Origin of the sequence: Atopobium sp. ICM42b (genome assembly GCA_000564995.1) — a bacterium.
Taxonomy (GTDB): Bacteria; Actinomycetota; Coriobacteriia; order Coriobacteriales; family Atopobiaceae; genus Lancefieldella.
In genome coordinates this window covers 129,946-155,751 of sequence record JDFH01000002.1, presented here as the reverse complement: position 1 = coordinate 155,751, position 25,806 = coordinate 129,946, and the positions used below count along the sequence as shown (strand labels likewise).

General features: G+C 51.2%; 18 protein-coding genes. 11 read left to right on the top strand and 7 right to left on the bottom strand.

Annotated features, from left to right (window positions below; genetic code table 11):
• Position 1 precedes the first annotated feature (1 nt).
• Positions 2-1,807: a nuclease-related domain-containing DEAD/DEAH box helicase gene (locus tag HMPREF1493_RS00800; RefSeq protein ID WP_035427027.1), complete on the top strand. Its 1,806-nt coding sequence runs from the start codon at positions 2-4 to the stop codon at positions 1,805-1,807.
• A gap of 513 nt (positions 1,808-2,320) precedes the next feature.
• On the opposite strand, the gene HMPREF1493_RS00795 is transcribed toward HMPREF1493_RS00800, so the two are convergent.
• Complete coding sequence (locus HMPREF1493_RS00795; RefSeq protein WP_232215475.1) at positions 2,321-3,112, bottom strand: alpha/beta fold hydrolase; 792 nt, start codon at positions 3,110-3,112, stop codon at positions 2,321-2,323.
• 213 nt (positions 3,113-3,325) lie between these two features.
• On the opposite strand from HMPREF1493_RS00795, the gene pepF reads away from it, so the two are divergent.
• The 4 genes from pepF (at position 3,326) to HMPREF1493_RS00775 (ending at position 6,843) form a co-directional block, all read left to right on the top strand.
• Positions 3,326-5,119 carry an oligoendopeptidase F gene (gene pepF / locus HMPREF1493_RS00790; RefSeq protein ID WP_035427024.1) on the top strand — a complete coding sequence of 598 codons (1,794 nt, stop codon included), beginning with the start codon at positions 3,326-3,328 and terminating at the stop codon, positions 5,117-5,119.
• 140 nt (positions 5,120-5,259) lie between these two features.
• Positions 5,260-5,628, top strand: a complete 369-nt coding sequence (locus HMPREF1493_RS00785; RefSeq protein ID WP_035427021.1) for a VOC family protein — start codon at positions 5,260-5,262, stop codon at positions 5,626-5,628.
• Between the two features lie 2 nt (positions 5,629-5,630).
• Positions 5,631-6,194 (top strand): free L-methionine (R)-S-oxide reductase MsrC, encoded by a 564-nt coding sequence (gene msrC / locus HMPREF1493_RS00780; protein ID WP_035427019.1) that lies wholly within the window; start codon positions 5,631-5,633, stop codon positions 6,192-6,194.
• A 100-nt stretch (positions 6,195-6,294) separates the two neighbouring features.
• Positions 6,295-6,843, top strand: coding sequence for an NADPH-dependent FMN reductase (locus tag HMPREF1493_RS00775; protein ID WP_035427017.1), 549 nt, complete (start codon positions 6,295-6,297; stop codon positions 6,841-6,843).
• A gap of 420 nt (positions 6,844-7,263) precedes the next feature.
• On the opposite strand, the gene pbp4b is transcribed toward HMPREF1493_RS00775, so the two are convergent.
• Complete coding sequence (gene pbp4b / locus HMPREF1493_RS00770) at positions 7,264-9,261, bottom strand: penicillin binding protein PBP4B (protein ID WP_035427015.1); 1,998 nt, start codon at positions 9,259-9,261, stop codon at positions 7,264-7,266.
• Positions 9,262-9,748: 487 nt separating this feature from the next.
• Here pbp4b and HMPREF1493_RS00765 point away from each other — a divergent pair, with 487 nt between their 5' ends.
• The 4 genes from HMPREF1493_RS00765 to HMPREF1493_RS00750 all read left to right on the top strand — a co-directional run bounded on the left by HMPREF1493_RS00765 (position 9,749) and on the right by HMPREF1493_RS00750 (position 14,626).
• Positions 9,749-10,663: a MurR/RpiR family transcriptional regulator gene (locus HMPREF1493_RS00765; RefSeq protein ID WP_035427014.1), complete on the top strand. Its 915-nt coding sequence runs from the start codon at positions 9,749-9,751 to the stop codon at positions 10,661-10,663.
• A 35-nt stretch (positions 10,664-10,698) separates the two neighbouring features.
• Positions 10,699-11,589 carry an N-acetylmuramic acid 6-phosphate etherase gene (gene murQ / locus HMPREF1493_RS00760; protein WP_035427013.1) on the top strand — a complete coding sequence of 297 codons (891 nt, stop codon included), beginning with the start codon at positions 10,699-10,701 and terminating at the stop codon, positions 11,587-11,589.
• 256 nt (positions 11,590-11,845) lie between these two features.
• Positions 11,846-13,333 carry a PTS transporter subunit EIIC gene (locus HMPREF1493_RS00755; protein ID WP_035427012.1) on the top strand — a complete coding sequence of 496 codons (1,488 nt, stop codon included), beginning with the start codon at positions 11,846-11,848 and terminating at the stop codon, positions 13,331-13,333.
• A gap of 237 nt (positions 13,334-13,570) precedes the next feature.
• Complete coding sequence (locus tag HMPREF1493_RS00750) at positions 13,571-14,626, top strand: MupG family TIM beta-alpha barrel fold protein (protein ID WP_035427010.1); 1,056 nt, start codon at positions 13,571-13,573, stop codon at positions 14,624-14,626.
• Between the two features lie 610 nt (positions 14,627-15,236).
• Here HMPREF1493_RS00750 and HMPREF1493_RS00745 read toward each other — a convergent pair.
• From HMPREF1493_RS00745 to mgtA, 3 genes are all read right to left on the bottom strand, one after another.
• Positions 15,237-15,944 (bottom strand): NAD(P)H-dependent oxidoreductase, encoded by a 708-nt coding sequence (locus tag HMPREF1493_RS00745; RefSeq protein ID WP_035427009.1) that lies wholly within the window; start codon positions 15,942-15,944, stop codon positions 15,237-15,239.
• Between the two features lie 107 nt (positions 15,945-16,051).
• Entirely contained in the window at positions 16,052-16,822 is a 771-nt protein-coding gene (locus tag HMPREF1493_RS00740; protein WP_035427008.1) for a nitroreductase family protein, read from the bottom strand.
• A 22-nt stretch (positions 16,823-16,844) separates the two neighbouring features.
• Entirely contained in the window at positions 16,845-19,769 is a 2,925-nt protein-coding gene (gene mgtA, locus HMPREF1493_RS00735; protein WP_035427006.1) for a magnesium-translocating P-type ATPase, read from the bottom strand.
• 602 nt (positions 19,770-20,371) lie between these two features.
• Between mgtA and HMPREF1493_RS00730 the strand changes: the two genes are divergently transcribed.
• Positions 20,372-21,292, top strand: coding sequence for a ribokinase (locus HMPREF1493_RS00730; protein WP_035427005.1), 921 nt, complete (start codon positions 20,372-20,374; stop codon positions 21,290-21,292).
• A 70-nt stretch (positions 21,293-21,362) separates the two neighbouring features.
• On the top strand, positions 21,363-22,349 hold the full coding sequence (rihC, locus tag HMPREF1493_RS00725; protein WP_035427004.1) for a ribonucleoside hydrolase RihC: 987 nt from the start codon (positions 21,363-21,365) through the stop codon (positions 22,347-22,349).
• A gap of 122 nt (positions 22,350-22,471) precedes the next feature.
• On the opposite strand, the gene HMPREF1493_RS00720 is transcribed toward rihC, so the two are convergent.
• Positions 22,472-23,446: an AEC family transporter gene (locus tag HMPREF1493_RS00720; protein ID WP_035427003.1), complete on the bottom strand. Its 975-nt coding sequence runs from the start codon at positions 23,444-23,446 to the stop codon at positions 22,472-22,474.
• Position 23,447: 1 nt separating this feature from the next.
• Positions 23,448-25,088: a malolactic enzyme gene (locus HMPREF1493_RS00715; protein ID WP_035427001.1), complete on the bottom strand. Its 1,641-nt coding sequence runs from the start codon at positions 25,086-25,088 to the stop codon at positions 23,448-23,450.
• Between the last annotated feature and the right edge of the window lie 718 nt (positions 25,089-25,806).

Below are 25,806 nucleotides of genomic sequence, written 5' to 3'. Positions count from 1 at the left end.
CATGACCGCAAGGATATATCCAACCGACGGTCCAAGGGATTTTGAGGACAGCAGCCACGAGGACGAGATTTACTACGCGCTAAGGGACAGGCTGTCCGAAGACTACATCGTCATCCATTCGTTTAAATACAGGAAGAAGTTCAACCGCGGCTTCGAAGAGAGGGAGAGCGATTTCGTCGTCTATCACAGGGAACTGGGAATTCTGTGCATCGAGGCCAAGGCCGGCAGGAATATCGTATATCGCGATTCCGAGTGGTTCTACAATGGTGGAAGAACCAAGTTCAACCACGACCCATACGACCAGGCCGCTGACGCAATGTACCGAATGAGGGAACGAATCAACTCAGAGAAGGACGGCGGCCTCGGCATCAAAGAGTGCTCCATCCTCTCTGCCGTCTGGTTCCCCGATATGAACAGCTCGCAGCTGAGTTCCCTCAATCTTCCTCCGCATGCGCTTGCGGACTTCACGCTCACGCACGAGGACACCCTCAATCCCGATAAGAAAATCAAGGAGATCTTCGGCGCCTGCTCTAATGGGAAATGGAACTCTTACCGACACGACTATTGTCCCGCAAGCTCCACCAGACTCTCCGAAGCTGAGGAAAAGTCCATACTGGACAAAGTCTTGCTTCCCAGCTTCAACATCGTGGAGATGCCTTCCGTTAGGTTTGACAGGACAGAGAGAAAGTTCTTGCAGCTGCTGGACTCCCAGGCACGCATCCTTGATTTCCTTGTCGACCAAAGAAGTGCTGTCATTAACGGAGCGGCCGGCACCGGCAAGACCTTGCTAGCGATCGAGCGAGCCAATCAACTTGCCTCCGAAGGCAAAAAGTCACTCTTCTTGTGCGTCAACAGGCTTCTCAAGGAGGATGTAGCCAAGAGAATCCGAGAGAAGGGCCTTTCGGACTACGTGGACGTCATGACGGTATCGGGTCTTGCCAAGGCAAAAACAGGCTCTTTCGATGACTACAGGGGCTTGTCCAAATGGCTCGACACATGCCCGGACGAGTCAAAGATTCGAAGCAGGCATATCATCATCGATGAAGGACAGGACTTCGGCATGAGGGCGATTGCGGATGCCGGCGTACTTGAGTCTCTGTACTTGCTGAACTCCATGCACGAAGACGGTTCCTTCTACGTGTTCTATGACGAAAGACAGCTTATTCAGGGAGTGGACCTCCCCGATCTGATTCGCGAAGCTGACTGCAAGATGACCCTGTACGTCAACTGCAGGAACACCAGAAGCATCTCCGACTGCTCCATCAATGGACTTAACAGAAAGATTAAACATAGGCTCAGGGACGAAGCCGTCTCGGGAGAGCCTCCGAGATTCATATTTGAAACTGACCCAAAAAAAGTTGAGGACCAGATAGACAAGATGATCCAATCCTCAAAGCAGGATGGCATCAAGGCCGAAGACATGGTCGTCTTGACGTGTTCAACCATCCGCAATTCCAAGCACAAAGCAAAGATCAGAGTCGACCGCAGTGATAATCAAATGAAAGCCTGGGGAACCTCCAAGGTTCCCGTCTATACCTGCAGGGAGTTCAAGGGTCTCGAGGCTGATGTAGTGTTCCTGATCGACGTCGACAAGGCTGTTTGGGAGCAAGACAGCGAATATCAAGCTCCTCCAGGATTGCTTTTCTACACTGGCGCGTCGAGAGCGAAGTTTCAACTGGTCATTGCGGTTGAAATGACCGAGGGGGAAGCTGCGGACGTGGCCGACATCTTGGACGGTGTAGACAATCGTCACAGAAGAAGACCATACCTTAAGCTGGAGAACATTTTGAAAAAGAGCTTAGGTTGATAGCCTGTAGAGGAGGGTTTGTAGAGACTGTTCTACCCTGCCTCGCTCAGGATTTATAACGTGGCTTGGAAGCGCAATCACACCTCCAAGCTACGTTGCGAAAATTCGTTGCCTGTCACGCCTTCTAAATGGAAAAAACGAAACTCAATCTGGCTGAGTTTAGTTTGACTTTCGTTTTTTTGTCCCAGTGTTGTCCCAGTAACGTGTCGCCATGTACCATAATATGCCGTCACGTCCAAATGGCGATACAAACTAGAGCAATCTATGAACCAGGTGAAAAAGTTGATTTATTGAGTGGGAATAGCGGAAACTGGCTTCTGAACTCGCGTTTTGATGCTGCTGAGTACCGCCTGATGCTGTTTCGACATCGCCATAGAGTAAAGCCACCAGCGAAATAACGGGAATAATAGCCTCCGAACCCTCTGGTTCGGAAGCTTTCTTTTCGAGGCTTTAGCCTGTTGAGCGCGTGCAACGCGCGAAACACAAAACCACCCGCTATGCGAGTGGAGAATATTAAACCACAAGTTCCCTTAGCATCTGGCCATACGCTGCTGAATCGCTGGTCATGCGTTCACAGTGATCATAGCCTTGCCAGATAGTTAACGTGGCCTCGGGATACACCTTAGGCAGAACCTTCCTTGCGCGTTTCAAGTCAAAGTCCTTCTCGCCATACGTGAAGATGCAGCGGCGTTGTACGTCGGGACTAAGAGCGGGCGGGTCAACGTTGCTGCAGTCATGAATGATGTTTTGGATGCTTTGGTCGCTCATCGCAATAAAGTGCTCTGACATAGGTTTAGCTGCAACTTTTCCGTAAAGTTGTTCCATCTTTTGTACGGAAAGTTCGGGGTCTGCAATGGCTTTGCGGTGCTTGGCAAGGAACACTTTCTTGAGCACAAGCTCAAGCGCGGAGGCAAGAAATCCTCCTGTCCAGAAGCTTGTTCCTTCAAAGAAGAGGTGGTCAAAGACTAAATCGGAGAACTTGAGAAGCTCAGATAGAACTACTCCGCCAAGGGACGCGCCAAAACCCAGGGAGAGATGGGTTATGTCGTGCTCCAGCAGCCAGTCATGAATCTGCGCAGCTTCTTGAGAGGCTGAGACATATTCCGTTGCATCTTCTTCCCCGTGGGCAGCAAGATCTGGGACTAGAAAACGCAGGTCATTGCCTATATTACTCACAAGAACTGTTTTCATTCCCTCTGCTGACGAGAGCATGGGATGAATTAGCAACACGGTAGGTGTGGTCTGGGTGTGAGCGTCGGGCTCAATGAGGTGCATCTTCATGACAATCCTCCATCCGTTGTTCACCTGCGATTATATCCCTGATGGATATAAGGATTTGCTGTTTGTTCACCAAAGCTGACATTTTCTGCGAACGGTATGGGTGGAGACGTGAAGGTTTTGCTCGATTGACGATTTGTATCAAATGGGTTCATTTTTTCTTGTTATCAGCATGAAATCAGCGTGTATGTGGGACACTAAATACCAGTGAATACTGACCCGGTCAAGAAAGGAAGGCTCATGGCATACGAGTCTCGCGAAGAAATTGACAGCAAATATAAGTGGGACCTGTCCTCAATGTTCCCTAGTGATGAGGCATTTGAGGCTGGGCTCGAGGAGCTCAAGGCTTATTGCCCAAAGCTGCTTGCGTTTAAGGGCAAGATTTCCACCTCAGCACAGGCTCTTCTGGAGTTTCTGCAGCTTGAGGACCAGATGAACCTTCTGCTCTACAAGATTATCAACTACGCTGAGCGCAAGAGCGACGAGGATACTCGCGTGGCCAAGTACCAGGCATACGTTGCAAACGCTACCAGCGCATATACCCAGGTTGGTGAGGCAACTTCTTGGTTTGCCGCAGAGCTTCTGGCCATTCCAGCAGAATCTGTCGAGAAGTTCTATGCAGAGGTTCCAGCTCTTGAGTTTTATCGTCGTAAGCTCAACAAGATCTTGAACCAGCGTGAGCACACCCTTTCTGCTGAGGAAGAGGCTCTTTTGGCACGTGCTGAAGAGCTTGCTGTTCAGCCAACCAATATCTTCTCCATGTTTGATGATGCAGATCTTACCTTTGACGACGCTGTTGACTCTGAGGGCAAGACCCATAAGCTGACCAGCGGCTCATTTGTTCCTCTGCTGATGGATGCTGACCGCGTCCTGCGCGAGTCTGCATTCAAGCAGCTCTACAGCCGCTTTGGTGAGTTCCGCAACACTTCCGCTGCAATTCTGACCAGCCAGGTTAAGAACCTGCAGTTCTTCTCGTCATCTAGAAAATATGCAAGCTCCCTTGAGGCCGCTCTTGCAGAGAACGAGATTCCTGTTAAGGTCTACAACAACCTGATTGACGCCGTTCACCAGAACTTCCCAGCGTTCTACAAGTACGTTGACCTGCGTAAGCGCGTTATGGGCTTGGATGAGCTGCACTTCTGGGACGTCTACACTCCTCTTGTTGACGACGTTGACATGAAGTTTACCTACGAGGAGGCGTGCGATCTTATTGTTAAGGCGCTGGCACCTATGGGTGAGGAGTACGTTGGTCTGGTCAAGAAGGGTCTTGAGAGCCGCTGGGTTGACGTGTACGAGACTCCAGGTAAGCGCTCCGGCGCTTATTCCGCAGGTGGCAAGGGTATGAACCCTGTCATGCTCCTCAACTTCCAGGGCGGTCTTGACGATGTTTACACCCTTATCCACGAGATGGGCCATTCTCTGCACACGTACTTCTCGTCCCACAACCAGGAGATTACCTACTCCGATTACTCCATCTTTGTTGCAGAGGTTGCATCTACCTGCAACGAGGCGCTGCTCTCGCACTACCTGCTTGAGCACGAGACCGATCCTGCGCGCCACGCATACATCCTCAACCACTTCCTTGAGGGCTTCCGTGGCACCATCTATCGCCAGTGTATGTTTGCCGAGTTTGAGCGCGACATCAGCCAGATGAACGCTGATGGCGTGGCTCTGAACGCCGAGGTTCTCTCCGAGCGCTACGGCAAGCTCTGCGCCGAGTACTTTGGACCTGGCATTGAGCTGGACGAAGAGATCAAGCTGGAGTGGTCGCGCATCCCTCACTTCTACTATAACTTCTACGTCTACCAGTACTGCATTGGTTTCTCGGCAGCTATTGCCCTGTCCCAGCGCATCCTTTCCGAGGGTGAGCCTGCGGTCAAGGACTACATTGGCTACCTGTCCGGCGGTTGCTCCAAGACCCCAATTGAGCTGCTCCGCGGCGCTGGCGTTGACATGGCCACTCCAGACCCCGTTAACGCTGCGCTCAAGTACTTCGGCGAGCTTGTCGATCAGCTTGAGCAGGAGCTCAACTAGCGCGCGACGGCTACGGGCACGATTGGGTACGACCGCGCAGTCGGACGCGATTTCCGCTGGCAGTCCATCTACCAGCACGTAGTTCATATGGCGAGAAACCCCGTCTAGTAGCGGGGTTTCTCGATATCAAAGGAGGATTTATGCAGGCACGATTTGTTCACCGCTGCACCCACGTTTTGGATAACGAGAAAACCGTCGAGTTCTACAAGAAGGCTCTGGGATTTCGCGTTGACCGCGTTAAGGGACCAGAGGACGGCTCTTGGACCAACACGTTTTTGGTAAACGACTGGTCTCCATTTGAGCTGGAGCTCACGTGGAACCGTGGTTGGGTAGACCCCTACGACAACGGCGGAAAAGACACTCACATTGCGTTCCGCGTTGACGATTTTGATGCGTTCCACGCGCTTCACGAGGAGATGGGCTGCATTGTTAAAGAGAACCCAAAGATGGGTCTCTACTTTATCGCAGACCCTGATGGCTGCTGGATTGAGATTCTGCCAGAGAAGTAAGCATGATTGACTACGGTTTACTTGCAAAACAGATTGTCTCGCTTGCCGAGGTTGACGCTCACTGGCTGCCGGTGTTGTCCAACGCTGCTGCTCTTCTATGGGACGCGCTTGACGACATCAACTGGGCAGGGTTCTATCTGGTAGATCCTGTGACGGTGACGGGAGTGGAGCCGGACGCGGGTTTGGGCGTGGAGTCGGATTTAGACTTGGAATCGGGTGCAGCCCTAAGCGCCCACGAGCCGCGCACTCCTGAGCTGCGCCTAGGACCGTTCCAGGGCAAAGTTGCCTGTGTGCGCATTCCGTTTGGTCGGGGAGTGTGCGGTACGGCTGCGGCAACAAAGACGAGCCAGCTGGTAGAGGACGTGCATCAGTTCCCAGGACATATTGCGTGCGACTCTGCATCCAACTCCGAGGTGGTCGTTCCTATCGTCAAGGATAACCAGGTAGTTGGCGTACTGGATATTGATAGTCCGAGCGTGGCTCGATTCACCCAGGAAGACCTCGCAGGTCTTGAGCAGGTGGTAAAAGTGCTTGAGAGCTGTGCGAATTTCTCGGACTTCTGTTAACTACGACTACAGAGTTATCATTTGGGTACACAAATCATGTACGGGCCGGTTTGCTCGTGCATGATTTTTATTTACACAGCATTCGCGGAGAGGTCTGCTTATGAAGAAAATTGTATTTATCATCGGTTCTGGCCGTAAGAATTCGTTCAATAAGACGCTGAGCCAGGTTGCAGCAAAGGCACTCGAAGGCAAGGCGGAGATTGAGGTCGTTGACGTTTTGGACGTCCCTCTGCTCAACCAGGACGAGGAATTCCCAGCTCCTGAAGGTGTCCAAAAGGTTAGGGACGCAGTCATGGCTGCCGACGGAGTGTGGCTCTTTACTCCGGAGTACAACTACAGCATTCCCGGTACTGTCAAGAATATCCTGGATTGGCTGAGCCGTCCGCTCACTTCCGATTACGAGAAGAAGTCCGAGACCGCAATTGCTGGCAAGGTTGTCACTGCAAGTGGCGTTGGCGGCCGAAACAAGACTGCAGGATCGCTCGCCGTGGTAAAGCAGCAGTTCCTGGCCCTGCACACCAAGCCGGTTGAGCCGTTCAATGGCTTCTCGCTTCCTGTTACCGCTTGGACTGAGGGAACTTGGGAGCCAGAACCCGAGGTTCATGAGGCAATTGCTCAGCAAGCAGAGGATTTTCTCGCCGCACTGTAAGTTGCGAGTCCGGCGAACGCACCTGCAAGCTCGTGACCGCAAAGCGTGCCTGATTTCTGCAAAGAATCTGTAAATTCTGCCTGAAAACGTTAAAGAAACTGTGGATTTGCCTGATTTTGACAAAGAATCGGTGGCTCAAATACAGATTCTTTGCACTTTTCAGGCTCGCGGCGCGCCCGACCCGCGCACTCAAAAGCCCAGCGTGCGCGCACGCACAAAAAGAGCCCGGATGCCGCGCAATAGCATCCGGGCTTTGGTGTGTCTAGACGGAGGAGAGGGCCGTTGCTAGACAAGATGTGTATCGTACCTTGTTCGTGTACTGCGTTTATTCCCGCTTCGCAGCTTGTTTACACGAGCTTTACGTAAGGAGTCACTTCTCACTGTTGAGCGAAACCTCTGTCGGTAAGCGGTTTCCGCGTGCTACTTACCAACAAACTCCGAAATGGTCTTATACAAATCGCTTGCCTGGAAGTCTTTGATAACCTTGGAGTCTTTCCTCTGGTCGCAGACCTCAAGCAATGCCTTCAGGGAAGCCTTATCGGGGTCAGTCTGATAATCTGCCTCGGCCTGAATGAGCTTGTACTTGGCAATGACCATGTCCATGAGCTTGGCGTTGTTGCCCTCGGCGTTTGCGTCGTCGAGGCCATCAAATGCCAGCGTAGAAACAACGCCGTAGCCACCGGTCAGGAAGTGGTTGCCTACAAAGTCGTTAGGGTTGACCTTGTTGTCAATGACAGGTGAATTCTTAGTGTTGGTGAGCAGCACCAAGCTGGTGTTGTTGTAGACGTCAATGACGGTAAGTGTGCCGGTCCAGCCGGTGTGACCAACAGTTGAAGCATTTGCAATTGGCGAGAAGGCCCACTGGTAGCCAATGTGACCTTTACGCCTCCAGCCCAAACCGTAGGTGACGTTGGTGTCCTTTGGCTTGATGAACTGGTCGTGAACGTCCTCGCTGAAGAGCATGGTGTTGCCATAACCACCACGGTTCATAACGGTCTGGACAAGAACAGCCAGGTCGGAAGCATTGGCAAACAGACCAGCGTGACCAGAGATGCCACCCATGGCGTAGTAGGCCTTCTCGTCATGGACCGTACCCTGAATGGTGTCGGTACGCATGTTGTCAAAGGTAATCAGGCCGTCACGAGTATTGCCGTTAAGCTCGGTAGCTGCGATTCCGTCAGCCTTAAAGCCGTTGTCCAGTGGGTTAAACGTGACGTTCTTGAGTCCCAGTGGCTCATAAAGAGCTTCTTTAACGTACTGGTCAAGGCGCTTGTTGGTGATCTTCTCGATGATAAAACCAAGCAGCATGTAGTCTACGTCGGAATAGGCAGTCTTGGTACCTGGGACGTACTGCAGAGGGGTCTCGATGATCTTCTGCAGAATCTCATCGCGATTCTGAGAGTACAGCTTCTGGTTTGCGTTTGGCTGTGGATCGTCAGGCTTCTCTGGGTTGTAGTTGCGGTTGTGGTACTGAGGATCTGGTGGGAATCCAGCCTGGTGCTCTAGGATTTCACGAACGGTGAGCTCGTTCTTGCCCAGGATCTTATCGCCCTCCTGGTCCTTGAAGTCTGGAATGTACTCCTGAACCTTCTTGGAAACGTCCAGCTGACCGTCGGTAACCAGCTTCTCAATTGCCAGGTTAGTGGCATACATCTTTGTGTTAGAAGCCAGGTCGTAGAGGGTATTGTCGTCAACAGCCTTGCCATCTTTGATGCGAGAGCCGTCTTTGTTGTAAGAATTGACGTTACCGTAGTTGGTCTTCTTGATAACCTTGCCGTACCTGGTAACTACCAGCTGGGCAGAGGTGAAGCCGTTGGCAATCTCTGCGTTGATAATCTGGTCAATCAGCTTGAAGTTGTCGTTGTCGGCGTAATCTTTGGTGCCGTCAATAAGCGTTGGGTAGCCAATCTTGACCTCAAAGGTTGCCTGGGTCTCTTTAACGGTGCTGACCTGCAGGCGGTTATCGCCGTTGACGGTTACATCAGAGATGTCAATCTGGTTCCAGGAGGAGCCGTCAAGCTTGTCGGTTGGAACCTGGTGACCGTTTACAAAGAGCGCAAAGCTCTGAGGCTCGGAGCTCTTTACATAGACGGTGCCCTGACCAGCAAAGCAAACAAAGCTGTTGAGCTGGTTGGTAACAAGAGAGTCGTCAAATGCCTCGTTGTCGTTTAGAACAGGGAAGACCTTCTCGTACTGGAAGGTTCCGTCTACGGAGTCAACTTTCTTTGCGGTTCCCTTAGCAGCAGTTGCGCCACCCTTTGTCTGGCAGGCGGTAAGGCCAAGACCTGCTAGAGCGGCTAGACCAAGAGCGCTTCTGCTCAAAAATTGCCTTCTGGTCTGTCCGGCAGGGGAGCCTGCGTTAGATGAGTGCTCAGAGTGAGCGTTTTGATTCTGGTGCAAATCTTCGTTGGTGCGCATATCGTCTCCTTCGGTTTTGCCTTAGGTGAAACACCTGCTATCTCAATTGGCTGAGATAATTTGCGCTTATGATGACGTGCGTTTCATCAAAATTGCAGCTAGTTTGTCCAAGATGAAATAATGGGTACGTTAACGTACTGCGAGTGGTATCAAAAAAGCTGTCAATGGTATCTAAATTTGAATTTTTTAGGCAAAGATGAAATATTTTAATCAGGTTTTACGTGGTCAAATGTCTACTCAGTAGTAAAAGTTTTTATGAAGTGATAGTAACGTACCCAAAATAGGGCTCAGTTTTTGTGATAATTGTCCCCGCATTACGCTGGGAAAACATGAGCAGTCGCGCATGCAACGCGCATTGAGCGCGCTTACACTTGCGCATGCAATACTACCGTTTACGGCACTGCCTACTTTACAGATGAAATTTTTATGGCATCGTGAAACAATATAGTCAAACGTTTTAGTCAACTGGACGGCCGGAGGTGATTGCGTGAGAGGTGTTCGTCTACGTCTGGAAGAGTATCGCAAGAATGCTAGTTCGGCTGAACGCGATATTGTCGACTATATTCTGTCGGATCCAGAGGCGGCAGTTGGTCAATCAATCCATAAACTAGCAGCTCAAACGTATACATCTGCATCAACGGTTGTCAGGCTTTGCAAGAAGCTTGGCTGCGGTGGCTATAAAGAGTTCCAGCAGGCGCTCATTTACGAGCTGGCAGTAAGCAACAAAAGCAACGATATTGCTGTCGGCGGCGTTATCGCAGGTGACACCACTGATGTGATCATCGAAAAAGTTACGGCAAAGAACATTTCTTCGCTGGAGCTTACCAGGCAATTGCTTGATGCTCAGGTTGTTGACTCAGTAGTTTCACTTATGATGCAGGCTCATTCCATCTGCCTCTTTGGCATGGGAGCTTCTCTTCTGGTTGCAAGAGACCTGCAGCTCAAACTCATGCGCCTTAACATCAACTGCAATTTGAGTGACGATTACCACTCTCAGATGCTCTACGCCAAAAACATGGGGCGAGAAGATCTTGCTATTGTGGTCAGCTACTCAGGCCTTACGCGAGAAGCCATTGAGTGTGCCTGGATTGCAAAGGCAAACGGCGCCAAGGTGGTTGCCATTACCCGCGGCGGCATTGATTCAGAGCTCATTCACCGTTCCGACTACGTTTTAGGCGTTGCAGAAACAGAGCACATCATGAGAAGCGGCGCCATGTCTTCAAGAATTGCCCAGCTCAACGTTGTAGATGCACTCTTTGCAGCATATGTAAACAGAAATTACGAGAAGAGCGTTAAGCGTTTCTCGACAAACTATATTGGTAAGTTGGATTCAGCTGAACGTGTCAACACGCTTTCTTCTGACCAAGATTTGCCTGGTACAGCCAACGACGTTATTGCGTAATATTGCGTAAAAATCACAACACAGAAGGTGAAAACGTGATTGATTTAACAAAGCTTGTCACCGAGACAAGAAACCCCAACACCATGGACCTGGATCAGATGACCCCGCTTGAGCTGGTTAGCGTTATGAACCAGGAAGATCTCAACGTGGTAGCTGGCGTAAAAGAGGTTCTTCCCCAGGTAGCACAGGCAGTTGAGTGGGCAGTTTCCTCGCTAGAAGCTGGCGGCAGGATTGTCTACTTTGGCGCTGGAACCTCCGGCCGCCTGGGCGTTTTGGACGCGGTTGAGTGTCCGCCTACTTTTGGCGTTTCTCCTGACGTGGTTGTTGGTCTTATCGCTGGTGGCGAGAAGGCCTTTGTACGTGCAGTTGAAGGCGCGGAAGATTCTCTTGAGCTTTGCGAAGAAGAGTTCAAGAAGATTGGCCTGAACAAGAACGACATTGCTATTGGAATTGCAGCTAGTGGTCGCACACCTTACGTTATTGGCGGCCTGCGCTATGCTCGTTCGTTGGGCTGCAAGACCGTTGCTATTGCCTGCAATAAGGGTTCTGAAGTGGGCAAAGAGGCAGAGCTTGCTATTGAGCCTTCCTGTGGTCCTGAGGTTCTTACAGGTTCCACACGCCTTAAGTCTGGTACCGCTCAGAAGATGATTCTGAACATGATTTCAACCGGTTCTATGGTTGGCGTGGGCAAGGCATATCAGAATCTTATGGTTGACGTGCAGCAGACCAATAAGAAGCTGATAGTTCGCGCGCAAAATATCACCATGGCAGCAACTGGTTGCACCCGTGAAGAGGCAGCTCAGGCGCTTGAGCAGGCTGACGGTAACGCAAAACTTGCTATTGTCATGCTGCTGACTCAGATGCCTGTTGACGAGGCTAAAGCTAAGCTCGAGGCAGCTCATGGTCATGTCAGAGGTGCACTGTAGTAATTACAGTTGCAACAAATGACACACGCGTGAGCATTTTGTTTCAGTTACATCGGTCAGTGGTATCAGTATGACGCGTAAGCGTAGGGTAAGTTTTGAAAAACACTCAGTTTACCTGCAGTAACAGGGTGTTCAAATTAGGTCAAAACATGAAACAATGAACCACAGGTATGGATTCTTGTACCGATAAGTTCATTTTTTATGTATTCTTGATAAGTATTTGTTGCAACATCGCAACGAGAGAAAGAAGGAAAGTATGGATTACACCAAGCTTTCAGAGCAGATTCTTGCTGCCGTCGGTGGCAAAGAAAATGTTCAGAGCAACATGGTCTGCATGACCAGGCTCCGCATTAAGACCGCAGATCCTGCAAAGGTTGACTCCGAGGCCATCAAGGCTATCGACGGTGTCATGGGTCTGGTCGAGGATGCAGAGTACCTTGAGGTTGTTCTTGGTCCTGGCGTTGTCAACAAGGTTATTGTTGAGTTCTCCAAGCTTACCGGCGTTGCTGCTGGTGACGCATCTGAGGACGACGTTGTATCCGCAGCTAAGGATAACAAGGCAGCTCAGAAGGCTAAGTACGAGAACAAGCCTGTTCAGCGCTTCCTCAAGAAGATTGCTAACATCTTTGTTCCACTGCTTCCTGGCATCATTTCTGCAGGTCTGATTAACGGTATCATCAACGTTATCAACTTCTCCACTGGTAAGGCTTTTGCTAACGAGTGGTGGTTCGCAGCTATCTGGACCATGGGCTGGGCACTTTTCGCTTACTTGCCAGTTCTTGCTGGCGAGAACGCTGCCAAGGAGTTTGGCGGTTCTCGCGTTCTTGGTGCTATGGCTGGTGCACTCTCCATTGCTAACGCTGGTATGCCTCTTCTTGCTTCCAAGACTGTTGACGGCGTTGCAACTCGTCTGGTTCACCTTCCATTCAGCCTCCCAACTGTTGCTTTCAAGGAGGGCGCATTTATCGTCGCTTCCTCTGATCTATTTAACGCAGCAGCAGGCGGCATGATTGGTGCAATCATCTGCGCAATCTTCTTCGCATTCCTGGAGAAGAACCTGCACAAGGTTATGCCAAGCGTTCTTGACACCTTCCTGACTCCACTTTGCACCGTTATCATCGGTGTTATTGGTTCTGTCCTGATTCTTCAGCCTGCAGGCGCATGGCTCACTCAGGCAATCTTCTTTGTCCTTCAGTTCTTCTATGACAAGCTTGGCGTCTTTGGTGCTTACCTGCTTGGTTCTACCTTCCTGCCACTGGTTTCCGTTGGTCTTCACCAGGCACTTACCCCAATCCACGTTATGCTTAACAACCCAGAGGGCCCAACTCAGGGCATCAACTACCTGCTTCCTCTGCTGATGATGGCAGGCGGCGGCCAGGTTGGTGCTGGTCTTGCAATCCTCTTCAAGACCAAGAACAAGCGTGTCAAGAAGTACCTGACCGAGTCCATCCCAGTTGGTATGCTTGGCATCGGCGAGCCTCTTATGTACGCAGTTACCCTGCCTCTTGGTAAGCCATTCATCACCGCATGCCTTGGCTCCGGTATTGGCTCCGTAGTTGCTTACCTCTTCCACCTTGGTACCGTTTCCCAGGGCGTCTCCGGCCTCTTTGGTTTGCTGATTGTCCAGCCTGGTAACCAGGTCTTCTACCTGCTTGCAATGCTTCTTGCTTACGCTGCAGGCTTTGCACTTACTTGGTTCTTCGGCGTTGACGAGGATCGTATTAACGACGTTTTCGGCGAGTAAAAACCGTACGTTCTAGAAACGTTTATCCCTCTTCTTAGGTATCCTAGGAAGAGGGATTTTTCTTCTCGCCCGACGCCCGACTGGCCGTCCGAAAGACCGACCGCCTGGCTGCTCGTCGGTCTTCTCGCCCGGCGCTCGGCTGGCCGCCCGACTGTCGCCCGACTGGCTGCTCGTCGGTCTTCTCGCCTGGCGAGAAACCCGTCTTCTAGAAGCGTTTGCAATTTACTTGGAGGATTTATGCGCACCGGAATTTCACTGTATTTTGCCAGTGGATATGAAGCTAATGCTGAGGTTGTAGCAAAAGCGCAGGCAGCCGGATGCCACTACGCCTTTACTTCTCTCCAGATTCCAGAGGAAGAGGGGATTGATTATCGCACCGAGGCTCGTAAGCTCTTGGAACTTTGCAGGAAGGCGGAGATTAACCTTATTGCAGATGTTTCTCCTGCTACTCTTTCCAAACTTGGCGTTCAGAAGTTTGACGAGCTTGCTGAGCTGGGCATTACGTATGTGCGTCTTGACTTTGGGTTTGACGCGGCGGAGACCGTAGAGCTCTCTCGCAAGTTCCACGTGGTCTTTAACGCTTCGACCATCACTAAGGACGACATTTCAGCATGGCGAGCAGCTGGTGCCGACTTCACTCGTTTTGCCGCCTGCCACAATTATTATCCCAAGAGCTACACGGGCCTTTCGCTGGAGCGCGTCGCACAGATTAACGCACGCCTTTCGGCGCTTGGATTCCAGATTTTCTCGTTTGTTCCTGGCGAGATTTTCCGCGGTCCTCTCTACGAGGGACTGCCAACTGTCGAGGAACACCGTGGACTTTCGAGCGATGCGCTTATTCAGGCGATGCTTGCTCTCTACGACGCTGACTCTGACGTGGTGCTTATTGGCGACCCAGATGTTACTGAGTCTACGTGGAAGCGCATTGGTCAGCTTGAGCAAAACTGCATTGAGCTAAAGACGGAGCTCAAGCCTGATTTTGAGTATCTGTATGATCGCTTGCAGACCGATCGACCTGATTCCAGCTCGTACATTATTCGCTCGCAGGAGTCCAGGCTCTGGAAAGACACTCCAGTGTACGACGCAAAGCCTTCTACCTGGGAAACTGTTGCAACTGGCGCCATCTTGGTGAGTAGCAAGGCTTATGGCCGTTATGCAGGGGAGCTTTCGATTGCTCGAGGCCTTTTGGAGCTTGATGCTCGCGACAACGTTGCAGGAAGTATCTGCGAAGAGGATCGAGCTTTCTTGCCGTACATTCACTCCGGCCGCGGCTTTAGGTTTATCCGCAGGTAATTAGGCGTTTTCTGCTGGTTGAGCTGCTCGTGCGAGCGCGCCATATGCGTCGTGGTTATGCGACGACATGGATGGCGCGCTGGAGCACGGGGTGCACGAGGCGCACGAGGACACCTCGGCGTGCATAAAGACTGTCTAATATGCACGAAAATTAATCAAGAAATTGATATGTCATTCAGAGGGTACTGTTTTGGGTAAAAAACCCGTTTAGTTGGAAGTAATTTTTGTGTTTTGTCGTTTTGGCATTTACGTTTGAGCAGTTCAGAAATAATGTGAATGTTCATGAAAAATTCGTCCAATAAAAAGCGCTGGTAAATCGCTTGCATAGAAATTAGTCAATCCTGTATTTTCCAACTAAACGCATTTTTTACCACTTCGCACTGAAATGGGCCATTTTTGGATCAGAGAAAGTCACTTCACACCACAAAAGACCAGTTGGCGACAAAATGGTGTGCGATCAAGCTATGTATGACTGAGTTTCGCATGAGCAATAAACTCTTACAAAGCAAAGACTTTCTCTCTCAGCAAAGAATTGCCTGCTAAACAAACTGCCTCCTATCTCCCGGTGCTGGGAAATAAGAGGCAGCTCAAAAGTTAGTGTAACAACGCTTTACAGCTTGACGATAACATCCTCAGCTGGTTGGCGACGCTTCTGGACAGGATCCATATCACGATAGCCGAGGCTAAGCATGCAGGAAACGCCAAAGTCGTTGTACTGACCGCCGTCGAGAAGACCCTCTTCTTTCAAAATCTTATCGACAGCCTCGCGGTTAAAGCCCTCGATTGGGCAGCTATCAACACCAATCATAGCGGCCATGGTAAGCATGTTTGAAAGCGCAATGTAGGTCTGCTTGCAAGCCCAGTCAAAGGTCGCACGCTCGTTGCCTACCAGGTTAAACATGTTTTCCTGGAAGTTTTTGAAAGCAGCCGCATAGGTTGGTTCAAAGTCTGCAGGAAGTTGCTTGATGTCGTGCATCATGTGCTTGACGTAAGCTGACTCTGCGTTGACGTTCTTGCGAGCAAGAAGAATAACCAGGTAGTGAGCACCGTTAAGGGACGCGCGAGCACCATAGCATGGCTCGTAAAGTTTTTCTTTAAGGCGAAGTGACTGCTCAGAGGCCTGATTCTCTCGCAGATTAACAACTAGGAAGCGCCAGGGTTCCAGGCCGTAGGAGCTTGGTGCCAGACGACCAGCCTCGAGAATTGCCTCAAGGTCCTCGTCAGAGACGTTTTTGGTAGGGTCGTACTTTTTGGTTGCAAGTCTCCACTGGTAGGACGAGAGAACTTTGTTTGCAACGTGTTGTGCGGAACAGGCCATATGTGGTCCTTTCTTGTTGGTGGTGCTGCGGTGAGCTGGGAAGTGCGCTGTTGGGCGGCTGTGAGCAGAGATGCTGCGGTGAGCTGAGTCGTTACTCGGAGAGCGCGCTACTCAGAAACGATAAAGCGACCAGGCTGTCCAAGCTCCCACGTACCTTTGAGGTCAGCGGCAAGCTCAAAGTGTAGCTTGGAGATACCCAGGTCATAGTCTTGGACGAGGTGGCGCTGGTTAGGCATAGATGCGCTTACCACGCCATCTGTCAGGTCAAATACAACGGGAAGTTTGTTAATAGCGGTTGGACATGCCAAAACCGCATTAATGCCGCGGTTAAACCACTCGGGCATCTTCTCTGGTTCAGTTGGCTGGCCGTTCGCAGTCATAATCTGCGTAGGCTTCTTGGTGCGCAGGCGAATTGCAGTACGAATGCCCTCCTGCTTGAGCGGAATCTTCTCCGGAGCGTATCCGATGGAGATAATAATGCCCAGCTTAAGGCCGTTATACTCGTCGCGAGCCAGGGTCTTCCAGTCCATGGTCTCGGCAATCCAGCACGAGCCAATGCCCAGCTGTGTGGCGAGAAGAACGATCTTCTCGCCACAGTAACCGATGAGCTCACGGGCAATTGCGTCTTCACAATAACCTGCTACGTAGTGGTAAATGGGGCCGACAATAGACCTGTTCTTCATGTGGACGGAGGTGCCGTCCTCGAGGTGAGGACCTTCGATGGTAAGGATTGCGGGGTGATCGGGTGCAACCTCTGCCATCTGGGCATTTGTGACGTCAATAGCTTCCTGAAGCTGAGAGAGTTTCTCTTGCTCAATAGGCTTTTGGTCGTAGGCGCGCAGAGAAATGCGCTGGTCCATGGCTTCTTTTACGTCCATCGTGGTCCTTCCTGGAGCAAGGTTAGAGCAGAGAGCCAAATCGCTTAACGTAGAGGCTCTTGATTATGGTGATAAGAACCATATACCCGCTCATGAGTGCCACTAACCACCCAAAGAACGACAAAGGCAGAGCAACAAGGCTTAAAGGCTGGGCAAACATGGGCAGATACGGAAGAGCGCTAACCACAATGATTCCCGCGGTTGTGAGGGCAAACAGTGAGGTAGAAGGCATGCTCTGAACAAACGGAATCTTGTTGGTTCTAAGTGCGTGAAGAACAAAGGTCTGGGTCCACATGGATTCGATGAACCAGCCTGTTTGGAAAGACAGGATAAAGAGTGCCTGAGCTGCGGTATTTCCGGCTGCGACAAGTTCTGCCCAGGTTCCTCCGGCAAGGGCGGGAGAGACCACAAAGAACATAAGCGCAAAGGTCAGTACATCAAAGATTGAACTGACTGGTCCAATCCAAAGCATAAAGTTTGTAATCGAATGAGCATCCCAAGAGCGAGGGCTTGAAAGGAACGAATCATCAACGTTGTCCCATGGAATTGCGATGCAGGTAACGGTATATGCCAATCCCAAAAGGAGCAGCTGGAGGGCGCTCATAGGCAAGAACGGCAGGAAGAAGCTGGCCACCAAAACGGACAGCACGTTACCAAAGTTGGAGCTTGCGGTTGCCTTGATGTACTTGATGGTGTTGCCGTAGGTTCTGCGACCCTCTTCGACACCGTGTTCAAGTACCAGCAGATCTTTCTGCAGCAAGATGATGTCTGCGGACTCTTTTGCCACGTCAACGGCGGTATCGACGGAGATTCCTACGTCGGAAGAGCGCATGGCGGCAGCGTCGTTAATGCCGTCGCCCATGAAGCCGACCACGTGGTTGTTGGACCTGAGCGCAGAGACAACGCGAGCCTTTTGCATAGGGGAAAGCTTTGCAAAAAGCTGGGTCTTCTCGACACGCTCTTTGAGCTGCTCATCGTTGAGATTCTCTACGTCGCTTCCAAGTAAGAGCTCGTCAACGTGGATGCCCACCTTCTTGCAGACGGCAGCAGCAACGCCCTCGTTGTCACCGGTGAGCACTTTGACCTGCACGCCTCTCTGGTTGAGCTTGGCAATTGCCTCGCGAGCGCTCTCTTTTGGCGGATCCAAGAAGGCCAGGTAGCCAATAAGCACCATGTCGCGCTCATCGTCTACGCCAAACTCGCCGACGCCACGAGGGTCGCTCTTCTGAGCAACGCCAACCACGCGCATACCCTCCTGATTGAGCTGGTAGACGCGGTCCATAACGCTCTTACGCTGGGCGGGAGTGAGCGGCTTAATCTCAGAGTCCAGGTCAACAAAGGAGCATGCGTTCAGAACTTCCTCGACGGCGCCCTTGGTGATCATCTGCGTTTTGTCAGTTTTTGTGTTTCTCACCACAACACTCATGCGACGACGTTCAAAGTCAAACGGAACCTCGTCGATCTTCTCGTACTCAATGCTCAGCAGGTTGGTGGGCAGTTCGTCGTTTGAGGTCTTGATAATTGCGTTGTCAATGAGGTTGCGAAGGCCGGTCTGGAAGTAGCTGTTCAGATACGCGTGACGGAGCACGCGAGGATCCTCTTCGCCCAGAATGTTGAGGTGACGCTCAAGAACAACCTCGTCTGCGGTGATGGTACCGGTTTTGTCGGTGCACAGGATGTCCATGGCGCCCAGGTTTTGGATTGCGGCCGGATTCTTAACAATGACGTCCTGCTTGGCCATTTGCGTTCCACCGCGAGAAAGGCAAGTGGTCACAATAACAGGCAGCATCTGAGGGGTAATGCCGACGGCAACAGAAACGCTGAAGAGCAGAGCGTCAAACCAGTCACCCTTGAGGAAACCGTTTGCAAAGAACACGATAGGGCACATGATCAGCATAAATGAGACAAGTACTTTGGAGACGGATTTAAGGCCCTCGTCAAAGCTGGTCTCGCCAGCGGGCTGCTGGAGCAGTTCAGACATGGTGCCTACGTAGGATTTGTTGCCGGTTGCAACTACCACTACCGTTGCACTTCCGGACTGAACCGTAGTGCCTGCGAACAGCAGGTTTGTGCACTCGGAGAGCGAGAGAGGGTAGCGCGTTCCATCGGCGCGGCGGCGGGCGTGGACTACACCAGCGGTTTTCTCGACAGGCTCTGATTCTCCGGTGAGTGCTGTTTCGTTAACAAAGAGGTCCTTGGCGTCCAGAACGCGGCAGTCCGCGGGGATCATGTCGCCCGAGGCAAGGCGGATGATGTCGCCAATAACTACCTGTTCAAAGGGGATTTCTTGACCCAGCGCTGAGGCAAGTTTGGGCTCTTCTGGAGCGTCGGTCGCGGCTTCGTCGGCGGCGTCTTCGACTTCGTCGGCGGCTTCATCTGCGGCGTATTCGTCCTCGAAGTCCACGGCGGCGTTTACGGCGCCATCCGAGTTCTGGTCGAAGTCCTGGTCGCCGCCCTGGTCCACACCCGTGTCATCAAAGTCGATAGGACGGCGGATAACTCTTGTGGTGGAGGTTACCATTTTTGAGAGCGCAGCCGCTGCTGAAGCTCCCTTGGAGCTCTGGACAAAGTCAATGATGCCGGAGATGAGCACCATTGCGGTAATGATGACGACGGTTGACGGGTCCTTCTCGCCATCCGCGGCAAGAGCCACATTAGTGATGTAAGAAATGCCAGCGAGGGCAATCAAAATGAAGGTGAAAGGGCTTGCAAAGCTCTTGAGCAAGCGGATGATAGAGGGCTCTTCGGCGGCGCTGGTAATGACGTTTGGCCCATCGAGGTCGTATTTTGCCTGCGCAATGTCAAGGGCAAGACCGTCCGGAGTGGTATGGAATTTTCTACAGACGCTCTTCACCGAGTGAGTTGCGGCAAAGGTCAAGGACTGCCCAAGCTCTCCCGAGGTGGTCTGAGTTGTCTTTGGTTGGTCTGTGCGCTTCATGATTGCCATGTGCACCTCCGATGATTAGTGGGGACGAATGACTAATTGGTTGGTGTATGACGCAAGCTGAAAGCGTTCTGTTATGTGCGAGATTTGAAACCAAATGGTCTGAAACCGGGGCATAGGTTCATATATCTACAGAATCGAAATAGTTACAAACGAGCAGGTAAATCTGTAAATGTATAAGCTTATAAGAGCTCTTTTAGTTTCAATTCAGTTGAAATCAAATCTAAAACTTTTTATGAGAGGTTTCTTTATATCCCATACGCACATGAACAGAATCATCGTCGGCTGTCATACGTAAGCCGCTACTTCGACCAGGCATATAAAGCACCTCCTTAAAATTAGGTGTTTTGCAAGAGCAACGTCACTTAAAAAATGAATGTCCGTCCTCAAGCACTCTAAGAGTAGTTGGGTTGACGAGATTGGTCAAGTAATTACTATATACCCTATAAACAGGACATTTATTTAATACATACTGTCGAGAAGAACGTTGGGCTGCAACGTCGAGAAGACTGTTGCACATCGCGGTGAGTGCCGAACCGAACTGTTGACCAGCAACGTCGAGCAGCAACGCCGAGCGCGGTACTCTTGCAAAGAAGGGACCTCACATGGGCAAAGTGATTGTATTTGGAAGCCTGAACATGGATATATCCATCGAGGCAGATAAGATGCCTCAGCAGGGTGAGACCATCGGCGGCAAAAATCTTGTCACCAGCCCAGGTGGAAAGGGTGCCAATCAAGCAGTCGCCGCAGCTCAAATGGGCGCGGACGTTCACATGATTGGCGCGGTTGGCGCTGACTCGTTCGGACAGGACCTCAAGCAGTCGCTTATTGGCTACGGAGTCAATGCAGAGCAGGTAAATGAGCTGTCTGGAGTCTCCACTGGTGTTGCTGTGATCGTGCGCGTTGGCGGCGATAACCGTATCATTTTGGACCACGGCGCTAATCATGCACGTACAGCTAACGACGTAAAAGCGGTGCTCGATTGCATTGCAAAGCCAGGAGATGTGTTCTTGACGCAGTTCGAGTGCGAGTTGTCGACCACGTTTGAGCTTATCAGGTACGCGCATGAGCTGGGGCTCTATACGATGGTGAACCCATCGCCAGCGGCAACTATGACCACCGGTCTTCTCGCCAGCGTGGACTTGCTCTGCCTGAACGAGATTGAGTTTGCGGACCTGTTTGGCGAGGGCAAGATTAGCCCGCTGGCAGATCCCGAGGCCGCAGTACAGAAGGTGCTTGAAAGCGGCGTGGCTACTGCGGTGTTAACGCTGGGGTCTAAGGGTTCGATTGCCGCCGACACACACGGCATCTACCAGCAGGAATGCTATCGCGTGGACACTGTGGACACTACCTGCGCGGGTGACACATTCATGGGCACGCTCGCCGCCTTCCAGGCATCGGGGCAGCTGGAGGGCCACGATATCAAGCAGGCGCTCGACGTGGCTGCGAAGGCCGCGGCGCTCGCTACTACAAAGGTTGGCGCTCAGCAATCAATTCCAACGTATCAGCAGGTAGTTGAGTTTTAGGTTAAAATTACCGTGATTGTTGTTTCATAACTCGCAGTCCACACGCAGCTCAAACGTACAAAGGAGACTTATGACAACGCTTTCAACTAAGACGCGCGTCATCATCGACACAGATCCAGGCATCGACGACGCTATCGCCCTGGGTTTTGCCCTGGCCGCAAAGGCGCTGGATATCAAGCTTATTACTACTGTCAGCGGAAATGTTGGCATCGAGAACGTCACCAACAATACCCTCAAGCTGCTCAAATTCTGGAACCAGCACGTGCCTGTTGCGCGCGGTGCTGCCGAGCCGCTGCTCAGAAAGCCTATGGACGCAAGCGACGTCCACGGTGCGTCTGGCATGAGGGGCTACGAGTTCGACGGCATTCAGCCGGACTGTCTTCTTGAAGAAACCGCACTTGAGGCACAGCGTCGCGTCATTATGGAAGGCGCTTCCGCTGGCGAGAAAACCACGCTGGTGACGCTTGGTCCTCTGACTAACATCGCACTGTTGCTGAAAGCATATCCACAGGTCAAAGAGCATATCGAGCGCATTGTTATGATGGGCGGCGCTCTGACCCGCGGAAATCTTGGCGTCATGTCCGAGTTTAACGTGGGCGTTGATCCCGAGGCAGCAAAAATTGTCTTCGCATCTGGCGTTCACGTGGCCATGGTTGGCCTTGAGGTGGGTGACGCTGCTCGTGTTATGCCCGAGGACATCGAGAACATCCAGAACTCAGGCAAGAGCGGCGACATGCTGGTCAAGCTGCTGCTCAACTACCGCGTTCATTACCAGGAGGAGGGCTTCAGCATGTACGACCCAACGGCCGTGGCCTACCTGCTGGCGCCCCAGATGTTTGAGACCAAGGATGTGTTTGTGGATGTCGAGTGCGCCGGTGCTCTGACAAGTGGTTGCACCGTTGTTGACCTGGCCGGATATCTTGGCGAGAAACCCAACGCAACCGTCTGTGTGGGCGTCGACCAAAAGGCATTCCGTACTTGGTTTGTTCACCAGATCCAAAAGTGCAACGTCCTCGACGGCTCTGCCTCTGCAGTTGAAGGCGTGCTGCTGGACTAAGGTGCCGTTGCACCAATTTGCCGCCGGGGTAGCGCGCTGCATCAAAACTCACAAGAAAAAAGCCTCTTCTCGCCATTGAGAAGAGGCTTTGTTGTGCGTAAAAGTGCTGTTTACAGCGCCAGTTAGCCGATGATAGTCATTACGATAGGGATGACAATCGCAAAAAGCACTGTTGAAGTTGCAACAACGTTAGTTGCAAATTTGACGTCAGCCTTACCTTCGTTTGCCAAAATTGGCAGGACGGTCAGTGCTGGAACTGCAGCTTGGATGATAAACGTCCTCGTTTCAAGAACGTTCTGTGCACCAAATACGCCGGTAAATGCTGTAATTACGCCGACCATAATAAGTGGGGCAATGACAAATTTACCAATGAGCGTGACTGCTGTGTCACGATCAATTCGAATGCTTGAAAGTCCTGTCTCCTGCAAAATAATGCCAATGTAAATCAGCGAAAGTGGCGTTACCAGATTGCCTAAATAGGTGAGGCCAGTGTTTAGAACTGCTGGAACAGGAATGCTGAACACGAGAAAAACGAGGGCAACCAAGAAACCAATCAATGGTGGTGGCAACAATTTGCTGATGTTAAATTTGTGCTCCACTGCACTGTTTTTCTCGCCGTCATTTTCTGTTGGCAGTGGATCACCGTAAATGAAGAAGATTCCAATTGCCCAGGTAGAAATGGTGTTCATGATGTAGTACACCAAAAAGTACGGCACAGCGTGCTCGCCAAAAAGCGCAAGATTCAGTGGCATACCAATGAAGATGGTGTTGGCATTTGCAAAGGTATTGAGCATCAAGCCTCGGCGACCTGGCTGGACGCGGAAAACGTTGATAACCAAAAATCCTGCAACATATGACAAAGCAAAACTAACAGCAGCAATGAGCACTGATGGACCAAGCTGGAGTAGCTGGTTGAGGGACAAGTTTTTTAGGACCGCTACAAAAATTGATGCAGGAAGTGCCACATTCATGATGAGCTTTGACGCCTGACCAGCAAATGTTTCATTGAGCCAGTTAATCTTCCTAAGAATATAGCCAAGCACAATAATCAAAATGATAGGCAGCACATTCTGTAATGATGTCAAAAAGACAGACATACTATGCCTCTAACTCCTTGTAGACAGGGAACCACTTAAGGGCGTCAACTGCCTCTTTTGCATCGGCAATTGGCTCGCGGTTCAGACCCTGCCTAATTGCCTCCTCTGCAACGCCAACAGCAATACGCTCGGAGAACTCGGTAATCTTGGAGACTGGAGGAAGAATTGCAGCTCCAGGCTTTGTGGTGTCGACGATTCCGCCAAGCGAGTGAGCTGCGAGGGAAATCATCTGGTCCGTGAGCAGGCGAGCCTTTGATGCGAGAGTGCCTAGACCAAGACCTGGGTAGATCAGAGCGTTGTTAGCCTGACCAATCTGGTAGGTTACGCCGTTCAGCTCCACGTCATCGGATGGAACGCCGCAGGCCACAAGTGCACGACCATCAGTCCAGGTAAGCAGGTCCTGGGCGGTTGCCTCCGCAAGCTTAGTTGGGTTGGACAGAGGGAAGACCATTGGACGCTTACAATGAGCTGCCATTTCGCGGATAATCTCCTCGGTGAAGGCACCGTGAACGGTAGAGGTACCAACCATGATTGTTGGGTGGACTGTTTTTACAACCGCTGCCAGGTTAGTGAGCTCATCAGCGTTTGCGAACTCAGAACGCTTGCGCGCAAAAGGCTTTTGCTGTGGAGTGAGGTTGTCCATGTCGTCAAAGAGCAGGCCCTGGCGATCTACCAGGTAGAAGCGCTTGCGAGCCTCCTCGCGATCCATTCCCTGGTCAACAAACTCCTGCAGTACACGCTCAGCAATGCCGCAACCAGCAGTTCCTGCACCAAAGCAGAGGTATACCTGGTCGACGAGTTTCTCGCCAGAAATGTTGAGGCCACCGAGGATGCCTGCGAGGGTGACAATGCCAGTGCCCTCAACGTCGTCGTTGAAGACGGGGTAGGTGTTCTTGTAGCGGTCCAGGATTGCGGCGGCATGCGAGCGGCCGAAGTCCTCGAAGTGCAGGTAGAGGTTAGGGAAGAGCTTCTCGACGGTGGATACAAAGTTGTCAATGAAGGCGTTGTAGTGGTCCTCGTCGACACGCTTGTGGCGCTCGCCCAGGTACAGTGGGTCATCGAGCAACTCCTGGCGGTTGGTACCGGCGTCGATAACAACAGGCATGATGCGGTTTGGATCAACGCCAGCTGCAGCGGTGTAGACCATGAGCTTACCGACGGAAATCTCAACGCCGTTAGTGCCCCAGTCGCCGATGCCCAAAATGGCTTCTGCGTCGGTAACAACAATCAGGTCAATGTCTCTACCTGCGGCTGCGTTCTTCAGTGAGGTCTCAAGGTCCTCAGGACGATCGGCGGATAGGAAGCATGCGTACTGCGAGTCAACGTAGCGCTGGGAGTACTGCTCAATGTCAGGCGCGATGGTTGGATCGTAGACGATAGGCATGAACTCTTCGACATGCTTTGAGAACAGGTTATAGAACAACGTGCGGTTCTCGGAGAAAAGCCTCATCAGGTAGTGACGCTTAGTTTCGAGGTCAGGGTACTGCTGGAAGAGTACGTATGCCTGCTCTGCCTGCTCCTCAATGGTCTGGATGTTAGGAGGAAGAAGGCCTACCAGGCCATATTTTTGGCGCTCCTCCTGCGTAAAAGCGGTTCCCTTGTTCAAAAACGGATCATTCAGTAGTTCAAAACCTGTCTTCATGATGCCTCCTTAGTGCATCGATTTACTTTAGAGTTGAAACACAGCACAGAGGTTGGCGTGGAAGTGCTTAACACTTGAGGACTCGAGGCATAGGAAGCACATATTCCTGTAGCAAAACAGCAGCTATGAAATAAGCTCGAGAGCAATTCGTGTGGATTGTGTTCTGCTCTATTTGTGATAACAATACCCATATCCTGTTATGTATTTACGAGAATTAGAAGAAATTTCCTTCTTTTTAGAAAAAATTTTCTTGTAGAACATATATGTTCACCTGTGCATATATAAATTTTGCTAATCCGACAAGGCGACGTTTTCAAATCCCAAGGCCGTACTTTCAAATTCTTTTGTGAGGATCGTTTTAACGGAGAAAAGTAAGACAGAATTAACGCCAACTGCGGTTTTGTTGAGCGCTCGAGGTGCAAGTGGTAAAAAATGCGTTTAGTTGGAATATGCAGCGGCGGTTGATTTTTATGCACACCATTTACCTGCGGTTTTTCGTTGGACAAAAATAGTGAAATCTGGACACTTTTTGCCACCTGCGCAAACGCAAGTCAAGAATTTCCACAATCGTGATTTGACTTCCAACTAAACGGATTTTTTACCCAAAAGAGGGGGTCAGATTTTGTGGGTTGAAATTTTGATACAAAACTCCGCATAAACAAGGCGGAATATGCGATTTCCTCGGGTGATTGGAAGTTGCTCGGTCAACTGGAGAGCG